Source organism: Paenibacillus sp. N3/727, assembly GCF_022637315.1.
GTDB classification, from domain to species: Bacteria; Bacillota; Bacilli; order Paenibacillales; family Paenibacillaceae; genus Paenibacillus_AQ; species Paenibacillus_AQ uliginis.
On sequence record NZ_CP093336.1, the window covers coordinates 484,515 to 505,180 of the forward strand.

At 47.5% G+C, this 20,666-nt stretch carries 17 protein-coding genes; 15 read left to right on the forward strand and 2 right to left on the reverse strand.

Features of this window, described 5'->3' with window-relative positions; translation table 11 throughout:
* Positions 1–47 precede the first annotated feature (47 nt).
* Together MNQ98_RS02175 and MNQ98_RS02180 are read right to left on the reverse strand one after the other, a co-directional pair.
* The gene (locus tag MNQ98_RS02175) at positions 48–1,724 is read right to left on the reverse strand and encodes an AraC family transcriptional regulator (protein ID WP_241931711.1); all 1,677 of its coding nucleotides are present in this window, start codon (positions 1,722–1,724) and stop codon (positions 48–50) included.
* Positions 1,725–1,848: 124 nt separating this feature from the next.
* Positions 1,849–2,847 carry an ABC transporter substrate-binding protein gene (locus MNQ98_RS02180; RefSeq protein WP_241931712.1) on the reverse strand — a complete coding sequence of 333 codons (999 nt, stop codon included), beginning with the start codon at positions 2,845–2,847 and terminating at the stop codon, positions 1,849–1,851.
* Positions 2,848–3,137: 290 nt separating this feature from the next.
* On the opposite strand from MNQ98_RS02180, the gene MNQ98_RS02185 reads away from it, so the two are divergent.
* The 15 genes from MNQ98_RS02185 (at position 3,138) to MNQ98_RS02255 (ending at position 20,650) form a co-directional block, all read left to right on the forward strand.
* Positions 3,138–4,181 carry a copper amine oxidase N-terminal domain-containing protein gene (locus MNQ98_RS02185; protein ID WP_241931713.1) on the forward strand — a complete coding sequence of 348 codons (1,044 nt, stop codon included), beginning with the start codon at positions 3,138–3,140 and terminating at the stop codon, positions 4,179–4,181.
* A 160-nt stretch (positions 4,182–4,341) separates the two neighbouring features.
* Positions 4,342–5,595 carry an MFS transporter gene (locus MNQ98_RS02190; protein WP_241931714.1) on the forward strand — a complete coding sequence of 418 codons (1,254 nt, stop codon included), beginning with the start codon at positions 4,342–4,344 and terminating at the stop codon, positions 5,593–5,595.
* Positions 5,567–6,484, forward strand: a complete 918-nt coding sequence (locus MNQ98_RS02195) for a polysaccharide deacetylase family protein (protein ID WP_241931715.1) — start codon at positions 5,567–5,569, stop codon at positions 6,482–6,484. The genes MNQ98_RS02190 and MNQ98_RS02195 overlap by 29 nt, the downstream gene beginning before the upstream one ends.
* Before the next feature lie 204 nt (positions 6,485–6,688).
* Positions 6,689–7,387, forward strand: coding sequence for a FadR/GntR family transcriptional regulator (locus MNQ98_RS02200; RefSeq protein ID WP_208916173.1), 699 nt, complete (start codon positions 6,689–6,691; stop codon positions 7,385–7,387).
* A gap of 87 nt (positions 7,388–7,474) precedes the next feature.
* Positions 7,475–8,824: an acyclic terpene utilization AtuA family protein gene (locus tag MNQ98_RS02205; protein WP_241931716.1), complete on the forward strand. Its 1,350-nt coding sequence runs from the start codon at positions 7,475–7,477 to the stop codon at positions 8,822–8,824.
* A 13-nt stretch (positions 8,825–8,837) separates the two neighbouring features.
* Complete coding sequence (locus tag MNQ98_RS02210) at positions 8,838–9,164, forward strand: DUF4387 domain-containing protein (RefSeq protein ID WP_241931717.1); 327 nt, start codon at positions 8,838–8,840, stop codon at positions 9,162–9,164.
* Between the two features lie 3 nt (positions 9,165–9,167).
* Positions 9,168–10,061 (forward strand): ABC transporter permease, encoded by an 894-nt coding sequence (locus MNQ98_RS02215; protein WP_241931718.1) that lies wholly within the window; start codon positions 9,168–9,170, stop codon positions 10,059–10,061.
* A 14-nt stretch (positions 10,062–10,075) separates the two neighbouring features.
* On the forward strand, positions 10,076–10,948 hold the full coding sequence (locus MNQ98_RS02220) for a carbohydrate ABC transporter permease (RefSeq protein WP_241931719.1): 873 nt from the start codon (positions 10,076–10,078) through the stop codon (positions 10,946–10,948).
* Between the two features lie 64 nt (positions 10,949–11,012).
* Positions 11,013–12,512, forward strand: coding sequence for an extracellular solute-binding protein (locus MNQ98_RS02225; protein WP_241931720.1), 1,500 nt, complete (start codon positions 11,013–11,015; stop codon positions 12,510–12,512).
* Positions 12,513–12,526: 14 nt separating this feature from the next.
* Positions 12,527–13,681, forward strand: coding sequence for an ADP-ribosylglycohydrolase family protein (locus MNQ98_RS02230; protein WP_241931721.1), 1,155 nt, complete (start codon positions 12,527–12,529; stop codon positions 13,679–13,681).
* A 110-nt stretch (positions 13,682–13,791) separates the two neighbouring features.
* On the forward strand, positions 13,792–15,906 hold the full coding sequence (locus tag MNQ98_RS02235; protein ID WP_241931722.1) for an ADP-ribosylglycohydrolase family protein: 2,115 nt from the start codon (positions 13,792–13,794) through the stop codon (positions 15,904–15,906).
* Between the two features lie 21 nt (positions 15,907–15,927).
* On the forward strand, positions 15,928–16,857 hold the full coding sequence (rbsK, locus tag MNQ98_RS02240) for a ribokinase (RefSeq protein ID WP_241931723.1): 930 nt from the start codon (positions 15,928–15,930) through the stop codon (positions 16,855–16,857).
* Positions 16,858–17,507: 650 nt separating this feature from the next.
* Positions 17,508–18,845: an ABC transporter substrate-binding protein gene (locus MNQ98_RS02245; protein ID WP_241931724.1), complete on the forward strand. Its 1,338-nt coding sequence runs from the start codon at positions 17,508–17,510 to the stop codon at positions 18,843–18,845.
* Between the two features lie 4 nt (positions 18,846–18,849).
* Complete coding sequence (locus MNQ98_RS02250; RefSeq protein ID WP_241931725.1) at positions 18,850–19,800, forward strand: carbohydrate ABC transporter permease; 951 nt, start codon at positions 18,850–18,852, stop codon at positions 19,798–19,800.
* On the forward strand, positions 19,790–20,650 hold the full coding sequence (locus MNQ98_RS02255) for a carbohydrate ABC transporter permease (protein WP_241931726.1): 861 nt from the start codon (positions 19,790–19,792) through the stop codon (positions 20,648–20,650). The genes MNQ98_RS02250 and MNQ98_RS02255 overlap by 11 nt, the downstream gene beginning before the upstream one ends.
* The last annotated feature ends 16 nt before the right edge of the window (positions 20,651–20,666 follow it).

Below are 20,666 nucleotides of genomic sequence, written 5' to 3' on the forward strand. Positions count from 1 at the left end.
GTTGGTTTCGGGTTGCAAAATGGATTGTTTGGTAATGAAATGAAGCATTAAAGCTTTGCTCTCTTGTTTTTTATCAGTAAATTAGGCAGCATATCCAGCACTTTTTCTCTAATTAAGGCGTCACTATGGTTCCACTCGTTTGCTTCAAGGATATAAGCATAACCATTTTTTACAGCGGGGAGATTTTTCCAAATAGGATCGTTTATCAAGCCGTTAGCCTCTTTCCGGGATACCGGATTGTCAGGCAGCAGCATAAAAATCCGATCACCGGCATATCCAGGTAAATCTGCTTTAGGGATTTCCCTGAATTCTTCACCTAAGTCAAGCATCTCCTGGATTTTTTCTACAGGCTGAAAGCCGAGCGGGTGATACAGTGCGGAAGGCAACCCGATTGTACCCATAACAAACAGCCGTTTGCCATGCTCAAAGATGAACACCGATGCAGTTTCCCCGGGTTTTATCTCACAGCGTAACTGGTTCCACATGGCAACGGCTTTAGTATGATAGATATTCAACCATTGCTCAGCTGCTTGTTTGCGGTCAAACCAATCTCCTAAGGTAAGCAGACGCTGTTCAAGGGATGCGAAGGAGTTGAATGTTACGGTTGGGGCGATCTGCGAGATCTTCTGATACTGGTTCTCGTCAGCATTAGCAAAAATAATTAAATCGGGTTTAATAGCGATTAACTTCTCGACATCAATCGGGCACCCTACATCTTCTACATTGCGAATCCGATCCTCAAGTAATGCTTGTGCTATGAATGAATACCCTCCCCCGACTGCTTCAATGCCTAGAGCCAGTAAGTCACCGAATGTCTCGCTATGGAAAATAATACGTGCGGGCTTATCCGGAATGGCGACCAGATGGCCTGTCCAATCCTTTACACGATTTTTATTCCGCATCGAATTGGCATATTGCCTTGGAGTGATGCCCGTCGTTTGTCGGAAACGGCGATTGAAGTAAAATTCATCCTCAAAACCAACCCGATGAGCGATCTTGCGCAGTGGTTCATCCGAACACATCAACCATTCTTTGGAGTGGTTAATGCGAAGCTCGTTTAAATAATCGAGAGGCTTCTTTCCGGTTAATTTATGGAAAATGGGTGTATACTGCCACAAAGGAACTTCTGCTAACTCAGCAAGCTGTTTGACCGATATCCTATGCATGTAATTATCCTGCAAATATTGAATTGTATTATTGACCGACAGAGCAGTGATATAAGATTGATCAGAATACAGGTTATGCTCGAACAACAAGCCCACCAGTTCTTGAAATCGAAGGTGCTGCCGAAAAGATTCAATATCCGAAATATTATGTTTATTGGCATGTAATTCTTCAGTAAGTCGAATGAATCGTGAATAGTGGTGGTGCATAGCAAATTCATTGTGATTGGAAATAATGTCATTTGTAAATGTATCGTGCGTGGTATCCCCGACTCGAATTGCATTAAAAGTGATTTGATAATAACAGAGAGGGGAATCTACTATATTTTCAATATGGAGCATCGTTCCAGGAGCAACCATATAGCATTTGTCGATAGATAATTGATAGGGATATTGATTAATAGATAACCTTCCATTCCCGCTAGAAAAAAAGTAAAGTGTATGTTGATTGGCCGATAGTTTTTCGGATTCCCAGCCTGCAGGCCTGTTATATAAATTAATGTCCACCAGGTGAAACAGAAGAGAACGGAGTGGCACAGACGTTTTTTTGCGCTGAAGCATCTCTATAGGTCTCCTTTCTCGGTTGATAATGATTATCAAATAAATTCAATTGTATAAAGAACAAAGAAGCATTGCAATAAAGATTGCAACGCTTCTGATCTGTTCCAATTATGGGTATCAACACTTATTTCTTCAGCATTCGCGGTAATTCCTCCAGCAGCCATTCTCTTGTTGAGGCATCACTGCTTGCTTTAATGATATCAATAAAGTAGACGTTGCCTTTCTTAACTGCCGGGAGATCGAGCCAGATTTTGCTCTTCATTAAATTTGCTGTCGACTGTTGTGCTTCATCACCGACTGCGTTTAGAATAAAAATTCGGTCACCGGCGTACTTCGGCAATAGCTCCAGTGAGATATGTTCAAAGCCTTTTTTTGCATCGATTATATCCTGAATCATGTCAACAGGTTTAAAGCCTTTAGAATCATACAAGAACTGTGGAAGTCCTGTGCCTGCCATGACAAACAGTCTATCTCCCGGATAATAAGTAAAGACAGAAGCAGTTTCTTCAGGCTCTATGACTTCCTCTTGAAGCTGCTTCCACATCGCATCGTTTTTAGCCTGGTATTCAGTAAGCCATTTTTTTGCCTGCTGCTGTTTCCCGAGGATATCGCCTAATAAGGTCATCCGATCTTCCAATGGTGCGAAAGTATCAAACATTAATGTAGGAGCTATTTTGGAAAGCTGTTCATACTCACTTTCATCCGTATTTCCTGTAATAATCAAATCTGGATTAAGTTCAATTGTTTTTTCCAAACTGATTGGAAAACCAATTTCTTCGGTGTCTTTCACTTGATCTTCAAACACGTGATCTTTAATAAAACTGCCTCCGACAGCAGTTACGTCAAGTGCTAATAGATCTCCAAATGTCTCGCCAGTAAAAATGACACGTTGTGGAGATGTAGGGATATCAACTTGATGACCTAAATAATCTGTATATTTTTGTGTGGAAGACTCCATTTCTTTAGTATTGTCAGCTTCTTGATCCGAAGCGGGCAAGGTGTTTTCGGCACTTGTTGGCAATTCATTATTTGGTTCTTCAGAATTCGTGCTGCAACCTACTAACAAAGAGCCCATCAATGTAGCTAATAGTAAAAACGTATAGATTGCTTTAGTATGTTTCATATGTATTTTCCTCCTGAGTAGATGGCAATATTATAGATAATGATTATCATTATCAATAAAGTGAATGATAATGGATTTCTTTCTTCTACTCAATGGACAAAAAAAATCAAGGGTATTTAACTTTGTACAAAACAAATATGTCTTAATCATGTAATTTACAGGAGGAGTATTGCTTGCTCCATTCAATGTGTCAACACCGATTTCTCTGATAGTGCAACATCATAAGGGAGTTTTGCGTCAATAGACAAGAAGTAATTGACTTCCCAGACAAACCAGAAAGGATGATGAACATGAAGAAACATCTTAAGAAGCAGGCAGCAGCACTTCTGGTCTCAGCACTGGCGGTATCCGGTGGGGCAGCTTATGCTGCACCAAGCGCTGATGTAAGCCAAGGAGGAGATCTCCAGCAAGCCGAAGTGATCTCAGCCATTTTGAACTATTCGGTAACCATTAACGGCAAGGATGCTAAAAACACCGGGTTTATGAATCAGGAAAGCAAACAGATTATGCTGCCGTTGCGTGAAATTTCAGAAGCTTTGGGCTATGAAATCAAGTGGAACGCCAAGGAACGTTCTGCAGAGTTAACGAAGCAGGATACTCCGGTATGGACCCTCGTGCAAACAAATAAGGACCAGTATAATGTGAACAAAATGAATGTGGAGCTTGGATCGGCCCCGGTAAACAACCTCGGTAATCTGTATGTACCTGCAAAATTTTTCAGCGACGTCCTTCACCATGGCGTAGCGGTTGACGGCGTACGTGTGAGCATTACGTCAGAAGCAGAGGATGTGAAGACGATGACATCCAGCGGCGTCATTACCGCGGTTCACAACGATGCGGACCGCAAAGCGGTACATATCAATGGCGCAGGAACGGAAGGTACGATCTTGAATGTGGATGAGAACACAGTCATTCTGAATGCAGCCGGTGATAAGATTGAGCTTAAAGACTTGTCTCTCGGTCTTGATATCGATGTGGAGCATAGCCTTGCTATGACGATGAGTCTACCAGGTCAGACATACGCTTATGAGATCAAGGTGAAGAAGGATTCCGAAGTGAAAGATTGGATCGGAACGTCAGGAACCGTTACGGAGGTTGCTTCCAGTGATGCTGGCACGAAGATTACGGTGAAAGGCTTCGGTATGACGGAGACCTCGCCGGAGGAAGTGGTGCTGAACCTGTCTCCTGAGACAATCATTGTGGATCAGGACGGTAAGGAAGTGAAAGCGAGCGAACTGAAAAAGGAAGACAAGCTCCTTGCTTTCTACAGCCCTGTGCTGACAAAAAGCTTGCCGCCAATTGGCAATGCGTCTAAACTAGTTCTTGTGAAATAGCATGAGATAGAACGAGCTTGAAGCCTGACCGGATACGGTCAGGCTTTTTTGTCCCATATGAATATTCTCCCCCGCCTCTATCTCAAGGAATAATCTAGGACTCCACCGAATACTGTACACCATTATTATTCCTTGATCTTACCGTATAGGGGGAAAGCGCATGAAGCGCAGCTGGATGAATTCACCGTATGCATTTTCGTTAGGGATGTTTGCGATGATGGTTCCAAGTCAGGCATTTAGTTCATTTTACAGCTATTTTTATGTGGATAAGCTGGGGCTCGGCATTGGACTGGCAACGCTGGCAAGGACGATCTTTCTCATCTGGGATGCAGTCAACAACCCCTTATTCGGGTACTGGTCGGATCGTACCAAGACACGATTTGGGCGCCGCAGGCCGTGGGTGTTCGGGGCTATTCCACTGTTTATGCTGACATTTGTACTCGTATTTTCACCACCGGAAGGATTATCAGAGAACGGATTGTTTACGTGGTTTCTGGTGGCGCTTATTTTGTATGAGGCGGTGGCAACCGTGCTGTGGGTGAACTACGGCGCATTGTTTCCCGAGCTGTTCCGCGGAGACCGGGCCCGCGCCAAGGCTTCCGCTATTCAGCAGGGGTATCAGGTGGTGGCGCTTCTTATTGGTACAGCATTGACCCCGATTTTGTTCGGTGCGATGGGCTTCTCCAATATGGCTATACTGTATGCGTTTATCTTCGGTGCCTTTATGTTCATCTGTATGATGAGTGTGAAGGAGAGATACGAGCCGGTGGAGAGCGAACCGCTTAAGCTGGTCGATGCGTTTCGTCAGACGCTGCGGAACAAAAAGTTTTGGGTGTTTAACATTTCCAACTCATTCGCCCAAACGGTAAATGGACTCATTAGCTCGATCATTCCTTTTTACGCCAAGTATGTTCTTAAAATTCCGGAAGAACAGGTGTCGATCCTGCTAGCGTCGGTATTTATATCGGTTATTCCACTTGTCTTCGTCTGGTACTGGATTATTCGCAGAATGGATGGAGTCAAGGCATGGCGGTTATCTCTTGCGGTGTACGGGCTGTCCGTCATTCCCCTCTGGTTCGGATATGATCTGGCCAGCGGCGTGGCGGCAGGAATTGCGGTTGGCTTTGGACTTGCAGGCTTCCTGGTGACACCAGCCATGGTCAGCGGATTTATTACCCGTTCAAGCGGTCTGATCTCGGCCCTTGCGTTCTTCATCGTTGGATTGATATTCGGTTATGAAAGCGGTGATAACCCCGGATCTGATCCGGAATCGACATTCAGGTATCTGATCAGTGTCGTTCCGCTGTGTCTGCTCCTGGTATCTTTCCTAATCTCTTTTGTTACAAGAATCGAATTCAAAGACCAGGCGGGAGGTGGCATCAACCATGGAAAAAAGACTGATTATAAACTGTGATGATTTCGGTCAGAGTGCGGCCATGAATAAGGCCATTATGCACATATTAGAGGAGGGCAAAGCATCGTCGGCAACAATTATGGCTCCTGCTCCCGGATTTGAAGAGGCGGCAGACTGGAGCGCTCGCCGGAAGCAGCGAAATGTGGGACTTCATCTGACGATGACATGCGAATTTGAAATGCTTCGGTGGAGCAGCTTGACGGGGCACTCATCGCTTCATGACGAGAACGGATACCAGTACCGCACGGTGAAGGAGTTTGAGCAGGGGGCAGAGACAAAAGCGGTGATCAAGGAAATTGAAGCGCAGTTCAATCTCGTGAAAAAGGCCGGGATCAACATAAGCCATGTCGATAACCATATGGGCAGTCTGTATGGCATGGAGACAGGTCGAAGCCTACTTCCACAGACGCTGTGGAAGACGTCCCGCTGGGGGCTGCCGACCCGATTTTTCCGCTACATCTATAAGGAGGACCCGCTTCTAAGCTCGCTGTCCAATGTTGAACGTCCGGTTGCCCTTGCATCAGCGCTCGCGGATACGTTTGGTGTGCCGATTCCGGATTATTTGCTCTCGCATCCCTTCGGTTCGCTTGAGGGGGAAACCTATGATAGCTTTAAACAGAGCATTCTGGATAAGCTTTACAAGCTTCCGGACGGGGTCAGTGAAACGTACTTCCATCCCGGTGTCGATGACCCATGGATGCTGGAGAACATTCCACATTGGCAGAAAAGGGTGTGGGAGTACCAGTTGCTCTTTGATGATGATTTCGCTTACACGATGCGCGATGCGAAAGTGATCTTGACCGATTACCGTTATGTACAAGAGCATTTGAAGCGTCCCCGTATGCGGTCGGCGCTGAGATTGCTTAAGGTGTTGATAAAATCAGGCTGAAATGTACGAATTATCATTGCATGTAACCTGGCACTCTGCATCGCAGTGGCAGCCTAAAAGTGGGATCCACCTGTTAAAAGCAGTATTGTAAGCGCTATATTCATGCTTGACAGCCCTTTTTGATGCGTTTATGCTATACATGCGGATAATTGGGTGACCCAATTTATGCGTAGGATAGGGATTGAAGGGATAAGGGAAAGTCATATGACCATTAAGAGAATTAAATACCATAGGGTATACGAGGATGTTATTGAGCAGATTAAGAATCTCATTTTGGAAGGAAATCTGTCACCGGGAGACGTCCTACCGACGGAGCGCGAGCTGGCCCAGTCATTCGGCATAAGCCGGGGCACCTTGAGGGAAGCATTTCGCATCTTGGAGCGTGAAGGGCTGATTGAGGTCAAACCGGGAGGAGGGCGCTACCTCAGCAAGGCGCTTGATGTGGCAGAAGACAGAAGTCGCATTATGGACAATATCGAACGCGCGACCATTATCGAACTGCTGGAGGCAAGGGAGCTGTTCGAAACGGGGATCGTGGAGCTGGCGGCAAAGCGTGCAACCGAGGAGGACATCGCAGAAATTGAAGCCGCCTTCGAAAAGTGGGGACAGATCGATCTTGAAGGAGAAGACCGATCAGAGCCGGATCAAGCCTTCCACTTGTCCATCGCGAAAGCGACACATAACGTTGTGCTTATCAATATGATCGAGCTGCACATGGATCTTTTGCAGAGAACGCTCAATAAGACGTTGGAGATTCCAGGCCGAAAGAGCGAAGTATACGAGGAGCATCTGCTCATCGTGCAGGCGATCAAGCAGCGTGATCCGGTAAAGGCGAAGCTTGCCTTGCTTAACCATCTCAACAAAGTTAAGGAAAACATACAGAAAAACTACATTCACACCTAAAGGGTAGAAAATACCCTTTACTGTTAAATTGGGTAATCCAATTATCCAATAGGTGTGAATGAATACTTTGGCAAAGAGGGATTGCATATGAACACAGACATTCGAATTTTATCGCCTTGCGGCATGCTGGGATACGGATTTCCAGAGCAATCCTTTAGGAACGGAATGGGATATGAGCTGCACGGAATCGTGGTGGATGCAGGCTCCACGGACGGGGGGCCGCACAAACTGGGCGCAGGTGTATCCATCGTCAGTAAGCGTGCGGTCAAGAAGGATTTGGACATTATTATCCCGAACGGATTGGCCCGCAAGATCCCGATCATTATCGGTTCTGCAGGGGGATCAGGAGCACGGGCACATGTGAACTGGACGCTTGATATCATTGATGAAATCTTGAAAGAGCGTGAATTGAAAGCGAAAGTGTCCGTTATATGGGCGGATTTTACTCAAGAGGAAATCAAGCAGGCGAATGAGGAAGGACGTATTCAAGCCCTGAGTCCGAATATTCCTCCGCTTACAACCGAGCACATTGATACGACCAACAGTATCGTTGCACAGATGGGACATGAGCCGATTGTGGAAGCGCTTAAAGAAGGAGGGGAGATTATCGTCTGCGGCCGTGCTTATGATCCGTCGCCATTTGCAGCGATCGGCATTTATCATGGCAAAGATCCCGGTCTCTCCTATCATCTGGGCAAAATATTGGAATGCGGCGCGCTTTGCGCGGAACCTGGAACAACCAAGGACAGCATTCTTGGGACGATTAGCGATGATTCTTTTACCGTTCAATCACTCAACCCTGACCGAACATGCAGCCCGACCAGTGTTGCAGCCCATACTTTCTATGAGAAGGAGCACCCATATATTCTTCACGGTCCAGGCTTCACACTTGATCTCGAGAACTGCCGCTTTGAGGAAATCGAGAAAGGTGTGGTTCGTGTAACGGGCAGCCGGTTTCTGCCAGCGGCGAAGTATTATATCAAGCTGGAAGGGGCGCGTCGCGTGGCTTACCGCACCTTCGTCGTAGCAGGCATCCGGGACCCGATCCTGATTGGGAAGCTCGTTGAGGTCGAGGACTATGTCCGAAACCAGGCGAGGGAGTACTACCGTGAAATTCCGGAGTCGGATTACCAAATTCAATTTTACAACTACGGCATGAATGGTGTTCTAGGTAACAAGGAACCTGAATCGTTCAATGGGCACGAAATAGGCGTTATGTTTGAAGTGGTTGCTAAGACACAGGAACTTGCGAACAGCATCTGCGCGACGGTCCGCTCCACCTTCCTGCATTACGGATACGAGGGCCGTAAATCAACGGCTGGCAATCTGGCGTTCCCATTCGCACCAAGCGATATCGAGTTCGGCCCTGTCTATGAATTCTCCGTGTATCACCTGATGGAAATGAAAAATAATGCTTTTCGGATAGAGCATCGATAAGGAGGATCAAATTGTGACTCAACTCGGCGACCTGGCGAAGGTGCTGCGAAGTAAAAACTCCGGCCCCTTCGAAATTACATTAGACGTACTGTTTGATTCCAAAGAGCAGTATGACAAAGTGAAACAATCCGGCTGTATTACCAAACGAACGATATGTGAATTGTATCAGATCAAGGAGGAGCAGATTCATCACCTGGTATTCTTCGACCAGGCGCTCGGTTTCAAGATTACCATCTCGCGGGACATTTCGTCCGGCAACGTCGGCGACCGTGATGTGTATGGAGCCCAGCAGCATGCTCCTCTCATGAAGCTGACCATCGATTATTCGGGGGAGGGGTAGTCTATGAAGGTGCTAAGACGCTTGAGACAGGATTGGGTATTGTACGCGATGCTGTCATTACCTCTGCTCTACTTTTTTATCTTTCACCTTATTCCGCTTTACGGCATGAAGCTCGCTTTTCAGGATTATCGTATTCTGGGTGACCATGTCTGGGTTGGCTGGAAACACTTCAAGACGCTCTTTAGCTCACCCGCTTTCACAAGCGTACTTGAGAATACCATCATCATCAGTTTGATGAAAATTATATTTGTATTTCCGATTCCCATCATGCTATCGCTGCTGATTAATGAAGTGCGTAGTTCCAGATACCGCAAATATGTGCAATCCGTTGTCTATTTGCCGCATTTTCTATCTTGGGTCGTTATTGCAGGGATCTGGATCAGCCTCTTGAATCCTGCCGACGGCGGAGTCAATCTGATTGCGAATTTTTTTCAAATGCCTTCGGTTGATTACATGACTAGCAAGGAGCATATCCGCTGGGTACTCGTTTTCTCAGAAATTTGGCGGAGTGCTGGCTGGGATTCCATCATTTATTTAGCAGCTATTATGAAGATCAGCCCAGGATTGTATGAAGCAGCCAAGATTGACGGTGCTACCCGGCTGAAGCAGATGAGATACATTACGCTTCCTCATTTATACAGCACAGTTGTAACCGTCTTCATTCTGAATCTTGGCTTCTTCATGAATGCTGGTTTCGATCAGGTATTTAACTTTATGAACAATTCTATCATTAGTGTGGTGGACATTCTGGACACCTATGTTTACCGAATTGGTATCGGAAACGGACAGTTCGCTTACGCCACTGCGGCTAGCTTGTTTAAGGGCGTTATCGGTATCGTTCTTATCCTGGGTACGCATTTTATATCGAAACGCATCTCGGGTAAGGGTGTCTGGTAAAGGAGGGATTTACGATGAGACGGCTGGAGTTTTCTAAAATTGTCATATATCTGATGCTATTTGTGTTCACACTCATGGTACTGGTTCCTCTCCTGAATCTGCTGGCGCTGTCTCTGACAGATCCAGGCAAGGCCCATCTGATGAGCGGACTGGATCTCATTCCTAAAGGATTCTCAACGATCAACTATCAACTTTTATTATCCAATCCAATGATCACGGGAAGTATTCTGAACTCGGTCTGGATTACCGTCGCAGGTACGTTTCTAAATCTGTTACTTACCTCCATGGCAGCCTACGTGCTGGCTAGAACTGAATTTATCGGTAAAAAAGTAGTGTTGTTTTTTCTCATTGTCATTATGGTGTTCGAGCCGGGGATGATTCCCGAGTACCTGCTGGTCAAGGATCTCGGACTTATGAACACGCTTACTTCACTGATACTGTATAAAGCCATCAATGTGTATTATCTCTTTATTCTAATGCGGTTCATTCAGGATATTCCGGAGGAAATCCTGGAGGCCTCCCGAATGGACGGTGCTGGGCATTTCCGTTTGTACAGCCTGATCATCCTGCCGCTGTCGAAGCCAGGGCTCGCGACATTGGGATTGTTCTATGGGGTGTATCACTGGAATGAATATTTCAGAGCAACCCTCTACATTTCAGACCCGAGCAAATGGCCGCTGCAGGTTGTCTTGAGACAATTTGTTGTTCGTAAGGACAATACCTCATTGATTGGCAACCAGAATATGTTTGACAGCGCGATTAACTTTGATTTTGCTTCCCTGCAGGCAGGTACGATTATGATTGCGATTGTGCCGCTGTTATTCCTATATCCTTTCATTTTGAAATACTACGCTAAAGGTGAACTGGAAGGAGGGGTCAAGGATTAAACGGGGAAGGGCAGCTTAGTGGCAGCTATGATGTTCAAATTCAAAAAAGGGGAGAAAAATGAACATGAAAAAGGTAAGCCTGTTATTAATCGTTGCCATGCTGGTTATGGTCATGTCTGCATGTACATCGAACTCGAACTCGAGCTCGCCGGGTGCGAGTCAGCCAGAGCCTGGGACTACCCAGCCTGAGGTAAACAGTGATCCAGTTACATTGAAGATCGTGTACAAGGATGAGGGGACGGTGAACCCTGTCTCCGTTAAATTCTTTGAAACACTGGAGAAATCACTTGCGGAAGACGAAGGATTAAACGTGAAGTTCGAGCTTGTAGATTTGGCACAAGGTAGTTATGCAGAGAACTTGAACCTCCTTCTGCTTGGCGGCACCATTCCGGATATTATTTACTTCCAGGGCGGTGACCAACAAATTTCCGATCAAGGGCTGCTGGAGGATTTGACTCCGTATATCGAGAAATCGGCTTACATTAAAGACATCATTGAGCCGCACAACAAAACGCGGATGGAGAGTTATCCATACTTGCTGTGGATTAAGCCGCTTGCTCCAAAAACTCCGGTCGTTCGTGCTGATTGGTTTAATGCGATGGAAAGCTCCAAAGCGCTAATGGATAACCCGACAGTAGACAACTATTACGCCTTCTTTAAGGAATTGGTGGAGAAGAAACCGGGAAAAGGAAAGCCGAGTTATGCCCTGACAGCAGCGGGAGATATTACGGAGATCAACTTTATTTTTAATACCGCCTTCGGTCTTGATACAACTTGGCTGAAGAAGGATGACGGAACTTATGAATACTCTAAAGTATCTCAAAAAGAGAAGGAGAAACTGACCTTCTATAACAAACTTTATAAAGAAGGATTGCTTGACCCGCAGTTTATTACAAAGCAGTGGGATACGAAGGAAGATGCCTTCTATAAAGGTGATGCAGCTGTTATTACGGGTACAGCTGGTAAAATCATTGATCTGTACAATGGCAGAATGCAGGAACTGGGCGGGGATGATGCAAATCTGATCGTGCTGCCGCCTGCTAAGGGTGAAGCGCAAGGATTTGGCGCAACCGACGTTACGAAGGAATCACGAGGGCTTGCTATTTCTACACAGTCTCCGCATAAAGATGTTGCTTTCAAGGTCTTTGATTATCTGGCAAGTCCGAAGGGGCAAATGCTGGATCGACTCGGTTTCGAGAATGAACATTACACCGTTGCCGATGGCAAGATTGAACTGAACGAGAAATATTACAGCGAATGGTATGCACGTTTCTGGGAGCCGACGGAGATGAAGGCGGATACCCCGCTTAAAACGCCACTGCTAGGAGAGCCGGGAACAGAATCGCTGAAATTGGCGACCGATTTTTATACGGAAGATAATAACTTCATCATTATCGAGCAGTTCACAGCCAACTGGGATGCGATGAACAATCTGTATAAGGAATATTCAACGGACTTTATTACAGGCAAGAAAGATCTGTCCCAGTTCGATCAATTTGTAGAGGCATGGAATGCGGCTGGCGGAGCAGAAATTACGAAGTATGCTAACGAAAACATCAAGTAAGGAGCTTAATAACTATGACTTCGTTTCGTGACCGGGTAAGGGGCGTGGTGATCTCTACCGCGCTCGGAGATGCAATGGGAGCACCGATTGAGAAGCTAACGTACGGGGAGATTAAATTAAAATATGGCCGGGTGGAGTCTCTGATAACAAGATGGCACAAGATGGATTTGCATCCAGACGCGAGGCTCGGCCGGGTAAGAGGCGACGGCATTGTTACGGACGATACGCTCATGACCATTGCACTTATGAATGTGTATCTCACTGAGGGTAGACATCTGGACGCTTATGATATGGGCAATGAATTCGTGAAAGAGATCGCCTTTCGCAAGACGTTCGTACCCGAACTGAATCAGGAGACGTTCATTATTGACCGTTTGTTCTACCCTGAGAAATATATCTTCATGCGCCATGTGCTTGCGAACTGCGACCCGAGAGAAGGTGGCATCGGCAATATGGTAAACTGCGGGGCGGCGATGTACATCGCCCCGATTGGGATTGTTAATGCAGGCCATCCCAAGGCTGCTTATGACGAAGCGATTCTGTTCGCGATGGGTCATCAGAGCAGCTACGGGCTGGAGGCGGCAGGGGTCCTGGCAGCTTGCGTTGCTAAAGCTTTTGAGCCTGGTGTGACGGTGGAAGATGTTGTCGATACCGCGATCAGCCTAGCAAAAGACGGGACAAAAGCAGCCATTCACGAGCTGACGCAAGCAGCCCACGAGCTGCGGCAGGAACGGGATGATATGGACAAAGTAATCGATGTGTTTCAGTCGATTATGATGAAATATTCTCTGATAGGCGATGATGTTAGCCGTCATATCGACAAGGTCGGCATTCCAAGTAATCATTACACACCAAGCCGCCTATGGTCGATTGAAGAGCTGCCGATGGCACTCGCTTTTATGGTCCTGAACGAAGGGGAGTATTACCGTTCAATTCTGGACGGCGTCAATTCCGGACGGGACACAGACTCCATTGGGGTCATGATCGGTGTCATCCTAGGTGCCATGTATGGCTCAGAGGTCATTCATAAGGAGGATATTGAGCAGCTGAATAAGGTTAATCGACTCGATTTGTGCACGATCGCCGACCGATTTAGTGAGGTTGCAGCTGAGATCATTAAGGATGATCTTCGGATTAATGAAGCGAGAATGAGCATGATCTCGAGCTAATATTACATGAGCAAAGAATCATGAACTTTAACGGAGAAGGCGGAATCATACTGGAGGAATGATCCGCATTCGTAGTGATGACAAGCTTGTGAGGCTAGGAGGGAGAGCAAATGATACCTAAAAATTATGTAGAGACGGTATACGCGGGGTTTATCGGGATGAACATTGGCATACGGCTTGGCGCACCTATCGAGCCTGTTGCCTGGACCTATGAACGTATTCGGGATGTGTATGGCGATATTCGCGATTATGTGAAATCATACAATACCTTTGCCGCCGACGATGATGCGAACGGGCCAGTATTCTTTATCCGTGCGCTATACGACGATGCGGTGGATCGTGAGCTTGAGCCGGAGGATGTAGGCAGAGCATGGCTCAATTATGCGCGTGAAGGCATTGGCATGTTCTGGTGGGGAGGCGAGGATATAAGCACGGAACATCGGGCTTATGTCAATCTGCGAAAAGGGATTCCAGCTCCGCGTTCCGGCTCCATTGAAGTGAACGGTACCGAGATGGCGGAACAGATCGGAGGCCAGATCTTCATTGATTCATGGGGACTCTTGTTCCCGGGTCAGGTAGAGAAGGCGGCGGATTACGCCGAGAAAGCAGCCAGTGTCTCGCATGACGGCAACGGCTTGTATGGCGCCCGCTTCATGGCAGGCTGCATCGCGAAGGCTTTCGATGCATCCTCCATGGACGAAGTCATGGCTGCGGGGCTTCGTACGATTCCGGAAGACTCTACATATGCACGAGTCGTGCATGCCGTCATCAACTTCCACCGCGAGAATCCATCCGACTTCCGCGCTTGCCGTCAATACTTGGAGGACCATTGGGGCTACGATAAATATACAGGCGTCTGCCACATTATTCCGAATGCTGGCGTGTGCGTACTGGCCTTGCTGTACGGTGAGGGAGACTTCGCGAGAACCGTGGAGATCGCATCGATGTGTGGCTGGGATACGGATTGCAATGCGGGTAACGTCGGAACCATCCTCGGTGTCTTCGGCGGTCTGGACGGCATTCCGGAGCATTACCGCAAGCCAATTAATGATTTCATCGTTGCCTCTAGCGTATCCGGTTACTTGAACCTGGTTGACTTTCCAACCTTTGCTCGTGAGCTTGCGCTGCTAGGCTACCGGTTAAATGGCGAGAAGGCACCGGAAGAATTGATTCAGCGGGTGAAGCCAGGGGAGATTTACTTTGACTTTGATCTGCCGGGCTCAACACATGGCTTCAGGACAAGTAATTCATTTAAGACACCGGTTGTACGCCATTCGGTTAAACACGCGTTTGATGGAAGAGGCTCACTTGAAGTTGTTTTTGACAGACTGGTTGAGGGCGACAGCAGCAAAATATACTACAAGCCTTTTTATCGTCGTGAAGAATTCAATGATGAAAAATACAAGCCTACTTTTGCGCCGTTGGCGTACAGCGGTCAGACGGTATCCGCCAAAATCTATGTGGATCAGTGGGAAGGTGAGCCGGTTATGTTGACGCCGTATGTGCGGAATACGCATACCCGGGAGGAGGTACGGCTTGTGACCGTTACACCGGTGAGCGGCCAATGGAATGACGTCACCTTCGACCTTCCGGATACGGAAGGCGCTATGATCGACGAGATCGGCTGGATTTTGGAGAGCCGTTCGCCGCTCCTGAACCGCGCCTTAGGCAGCCTGTTCATCGGGCAATTCTGCATTACTGGTACGGCGGACTACACGATCGATTTCGCTAAGCAGGTGAAGGAGTTTGCTTCGATCACGCCGTTCTCCCATCACAGGGGCAAATGGGAGCTTGCCGGCGGCACGCTGCACTGCACAGCGGATGGCGATTGCTCGTCTTACTCCGGCAATTATTATGCTGACGATATGGTTGTGGAGGCGACGATAAAGCCCATTTCCGGTGCAAGCCATTGCCTGATCACAAGAGCGAATGGTATCATGCGTCACTATCTGGCAGGCTTCGACGGTCCGGGCACGGTTTCGTTCATTCGGCAGGATTTCGGACATGAGCGGCTGATCAGCGTCCGCTACGACTGGGAGCATGGCAAGGAGTACCGGTTTAAGCTGGTCGCGGAGAAAGATAGGTTCACGTTGTGTATTAATGGCGATAATGTACTGGAATGCAAGGACGCTTCCTTCGCTCGCGGTATGTTTGGCTTCGGCTGTCTTGAACAAGGGGAGAATGAGATTAGCGATGTTCGGGTTCATGCCGAAATGAAGCCATGAAGGAGAAAGGAGCGGAAAACGTTGCAAAAGCTTTTGGTTATAGGAAGTATTAATATGGACGTTGTAAGCAGCGTAAGTCAATTTCCGCTGCCGGGCGAGACTATTCATAGCAGCGGTACGATGTTCTTCCCGGGAGGTAAGGGGGCCAACCAGGCGGTTGCTACGGCCCGAGCCGGGGCAGATTGCGCCATGGTAGGGGCGGTCGGCTTGGACCCTTTTGGGGATACCTTGGTTGCAAGCTTGGAGGACCGTCAAGTCGGAGTTAAATCCATTTTAAGTAAAGAAGGTACATCGGGCTTCGCGATTATCACCGTTAATGAAGAAGGTGAGAACAACATTGTCTTGTCCGAGGGCGCGAATGGCAAGCTGACAGGGGACGATGTTGACGCGGAGGTTCAATGGGACGGTGTATACGCCGTACTGCTCCAGAACGAAATCCCATGGCAGACGACACAGCATGTCATAAGCGCGGCGGGTACCGCTGGCGTTCGCGTTTGGTTAAATCCCGCACCTGCCAGAGACATACCTCAGGAGCTGTTTCCCCAGCTGGATACGCTCATTATGAATGAGACTGAGGCGAACGTCATCACGGGTGTAAAGGTCGATGATGTTATCTCCGCCGAGGCTGCGGCAGAGCATATCATTGGCCGAGGGACATCGAATGTCATTATTACACTCGGAGAGCAGGGCTGTTTCTATATGAACAAGCTCGGAGAGCGGGCTATCGTGCCGGCGTTTCGCGTGAAGCCAGTCGATACGACGGCAGCGGGCGATACGTTTATCGGCGCATACGCCGCCGCTTGTGCGGACGGCTTGGGGACCACAGAAGCGCTGACCTTCGCTACTGCGGCGGCAGCCCTGTCGGTTACGAGGCCGGGAGCGCAAACCTCCATCCCCTCCAAAGAGGAAATCCAGGCATTTTTAGTCTCTCAATCTGTAAAAAGAGGCTGAGAGGAGACTATTTTTCAAAAAACAATACGATGTAACAACAAGTAGAGTAAAAGGCCTGCCCCGGAATTGTAACGGGTGCAGGCTTATTTATTTTATCTTTGTTATTTGGGGATCGATTAAATAGCTGCTCGGCGTTTAGCAGTATCTGTTTAACATGAAAGGAGAATCGTTTACATAAATTTTACATACCGTTAATACCTGCTTGATCATGTCGCTTTATCATAAGGATGTCGGGTAAAGGGAAATACACGTTTTTGGAAGCGTGAATTCCTATGAGTTTAATGGATTTACTATAAGTGCGTGTTCAAAAAGGTCGGTTTTCAGCACCGATAAGGTTGGATGAAGCTAGGGATTGAGGAGCGGAGCGTACGTTTTGGGTACGTGAGCACCGGAAGGACCGGCTGAATTCAAGATTCGATGCCGAGCCCACTTCCTGATTCACTTCGTGATCAAAAGCGGACTTTTTGAACAACCTCTATAATTTCATATTTTGCTAGGGGTGGAGACGATGAGATAACCCGAGTAGCAGCTACTTTAGCTTTTTAGGAGGTGGTGGCTCTTAGGTTGTGCTTATTTGATGTCTCTATTTTTTGTGCATTTTTAAAGGGGTAGGAAGAGTACATAATCCGAAAAGGGGCCAGAGAAATTCTATGAGAAAGAAAACATGGTTGTTGTCGTTACTGACTATATTTATGGTCATTTCCACTGCATGCGGAGGCAACGGTGGAAGTGAAAGTGCCGGAGGAGAGGTTTCCGTGGATGATGTGGAAGCTGCTTCGATGGATATGAAGAATGACACGACCCCAATCGAAATCCAATATTGGCATTCACATGCGGATGCCCAACTTGAAGGCTTGGACTATATGATTGCGGAGTTCCAGAAGAAATACCCTCATATCACAGTTGAGCCGGTATTCCAGGGCGGTTATGGTGATCTTCACAAGAAGCTGTCGGCTGCAGTAGCTGCGAATGATGTACCAGCTGTAACCAATGTTGAGGTATCATCTCTAGCGAACTTTGCGGACAGCGGTGTATTTGCAGACCTGGGTCCATGGATCAAGCGCGATGAGGTGAAGATGGACGATTTCTCCCAAGGGATGCTGAACGCTTACGCATATAACGGTAAGCAGTATGGGTTCCCTCTGATTGTAAGTACCAGCGTGTTTGTTTACAACAAAACGATACTGGACGAGTTGGGCGTAGAGCCGCCGCAGAAATGGGATGAGATTGAGGACTTCAATGCAAAAGTAGCGAAGAAAGAAGGCGGCAAAACGACACGGTATGCTTTCTCCGTTCCAGGCTGGGATTCTTGGTACTATGATCCTTGGAACATTAACGGCGGTGGGCAAATTTTGACTGAAGACCTGAGTGCCTCGGCTGTTGAGAATGAAGAGTCACTTCGTTACATTCAGAACTTCTACAAATGGCAAAATGACGGCAGCATGCATATGGGCTTCGGTAAAGGTGCCTCTGACAACATGCGTCAAATGTTCTTGAATGGGGAGATTGCCATGGTGCAGCATACTTCCGCTATGCTCAAAATGTACCGTGAAAATGCAGACTTTGAAGTGGGTGTATCCTTCCTTCCTGGGGACAAAGTCCGTACCTCCAACATTGGTGGCGCAGGTATTGTCATGATGGATGGAGCCAAGGATCTGGAGAAAGAAGCAGCGTGGAAGTTCATTGAGTTCATGACTTCAGCTGAACACAATATTAAGTGGGCTGAATCCGTTGGATACCTTCCGACAAGAAAATCGGCCATTGAGTCTGAGGAAGGCAACCAATATTTTGAAAGATGGCCACAGTACAGAGCGGTATACGAGCATTTCGATGAAGTGACACCGCGCATGCAGCACCCGGCTTATCCTGAATTCAGTGAGGTTTACAAAGAAGTTGTAGGGGAAATGGTGCTGAACAAAAAAGACCCGACACCACTTATGCAGGATGCAGCCAAGAAGATCAACGATATTCTGGCTGACTATGAGTGAGCCTATGGAGACCAATCATCAAGTGACAAAGGCGGCGTCCAATCGGGCGACCGCTTCGGTCTCTAAACGGATATCTCACACGCTGATCGAGAAATGGAAGGACTTTTCATTTGCTGTCCCCGCACTGTTGTTCATGGGCGTGTTCTTGTATTATCCACTTGCCTATTCCATTTATATAAGCTTCACGAACTGGAACATGACACGTCCGGCGAAAAAATTCGTGGGTGTTGATAACTATACCCGCTTGTTGACCAATGAGGACTTTTACCAGTCCTTACAAGTCACGTTCTTGTACACCTTGATGGATGTTGTATTCACGCTTGTCATTGGGCTGCTGCTGGCGTTGCTGCTCAATGTTTCATCCTCGCGTCTATTCGGCTTTATGCGTGGTGTGATCTTCATGCCGTATTATATCTCGATGGTTGTGGCGGCTATGGTATTTACATGGATTTACAACGGACAATATGGACTTCTCAACGGGATTGTATCTTGGTTCGGGATGGATCCAGTCGACTGGCTGACCAATCCTTCTACCGCACTGCCGGCGTTAGTCGCGGTTTCGGTCTGGAAGGGCGTAGGCTTCGCGATGATTCTCTTTATTGCAGGCATGCGCGGGATTCCGGCAGAGTATTACGAAGCAGCATCTATTGATGGAGCCAGCAAGTTCAGGCAGTTCCGCAATATCACGCTGCCGCTCTTATCCCCGATGACTCTGTTCCTTGTAATCACAAGCTTTATATCGTCAATGCAGGTGTTCCAGTCGATTGATGTGATGACCAACGGCGGTCCACTTAAAGCAACGAACGCAATCGTGTATTGGATTTATACGATGGCCTTCTCGGAGTTTAAGACAGGTAGGGCGTCTGCGCTTGTCATGATTCTATTTGTCATTATATTGCTGTTAACATTGGTTCAATGGTTGGTCAGCAGGAAGAAGGTGCACTATGAAGGATAATTATATGGCTGGATCGGCGAAAAACCGTAAGATGCTACTGCTGCTTCGGATTAGTGCAGCAGTTCTTGTGACACTGGTCATGTTCTTTCCGGTGTATTGGCTCCTGATTAGCGCGTTCAAGACACAGTCTGAGATGCGGATGGCTGTTCCTACATTCTGGCCGGAGACCATTACCTGGGAGAACTTTGGGGAAGCTTTCCGGGTCATCCCTTACGCGCGATTCTTCAGTAATACGCTGATTATGGCGGTGGGGACTATTATTCTGCAGCTTAATGTGGCATTGATGGCGGCATATGCTTTTGCCAAGGGACGGTTCTGGGGACGGGATGCTCTGTTTCTCCTGGTTCTGGCAGCGCTGATTGTACCGGAGCAGGTTACTTTCGTTCCAGTGTATGTCATGATGTCCAAGCTCGATTGGCTGAACACCTTCTGGGCACTCATCGTGCCGCATGGTGCTTCCGCCTATGCGATTTTCCTGCTTAGACAGGCCTTCAAATCGATTAACAACGACGTGTTAGAAGCGGCGCGTGTAGATGGAGCCGGACGATTCTCTATTCTGTATAAACTGTTGTTCCCGATGGCGAGGCCTACCATTGTCACGATGGGTGTCCTGATCTTCATTTCATCCTGGAACTCGTATTTCTGGCCCTTGATCATGACGAATGACAACAATATGCGTGTACTGACAGTAGGTATCGCCATGCTGCGGGATTCCATCGCGGGGAATGAAGCCATGTTCTTCAATGTCATTATGGCATCCAGTGTGATGGCGATTATACCGATTGTGCTTGTATTTACGGTCATGCAGAAGCATATCGTAGCCGCTATGGCGAATTCGACATTTAAATAACTTCACATATGGAGGG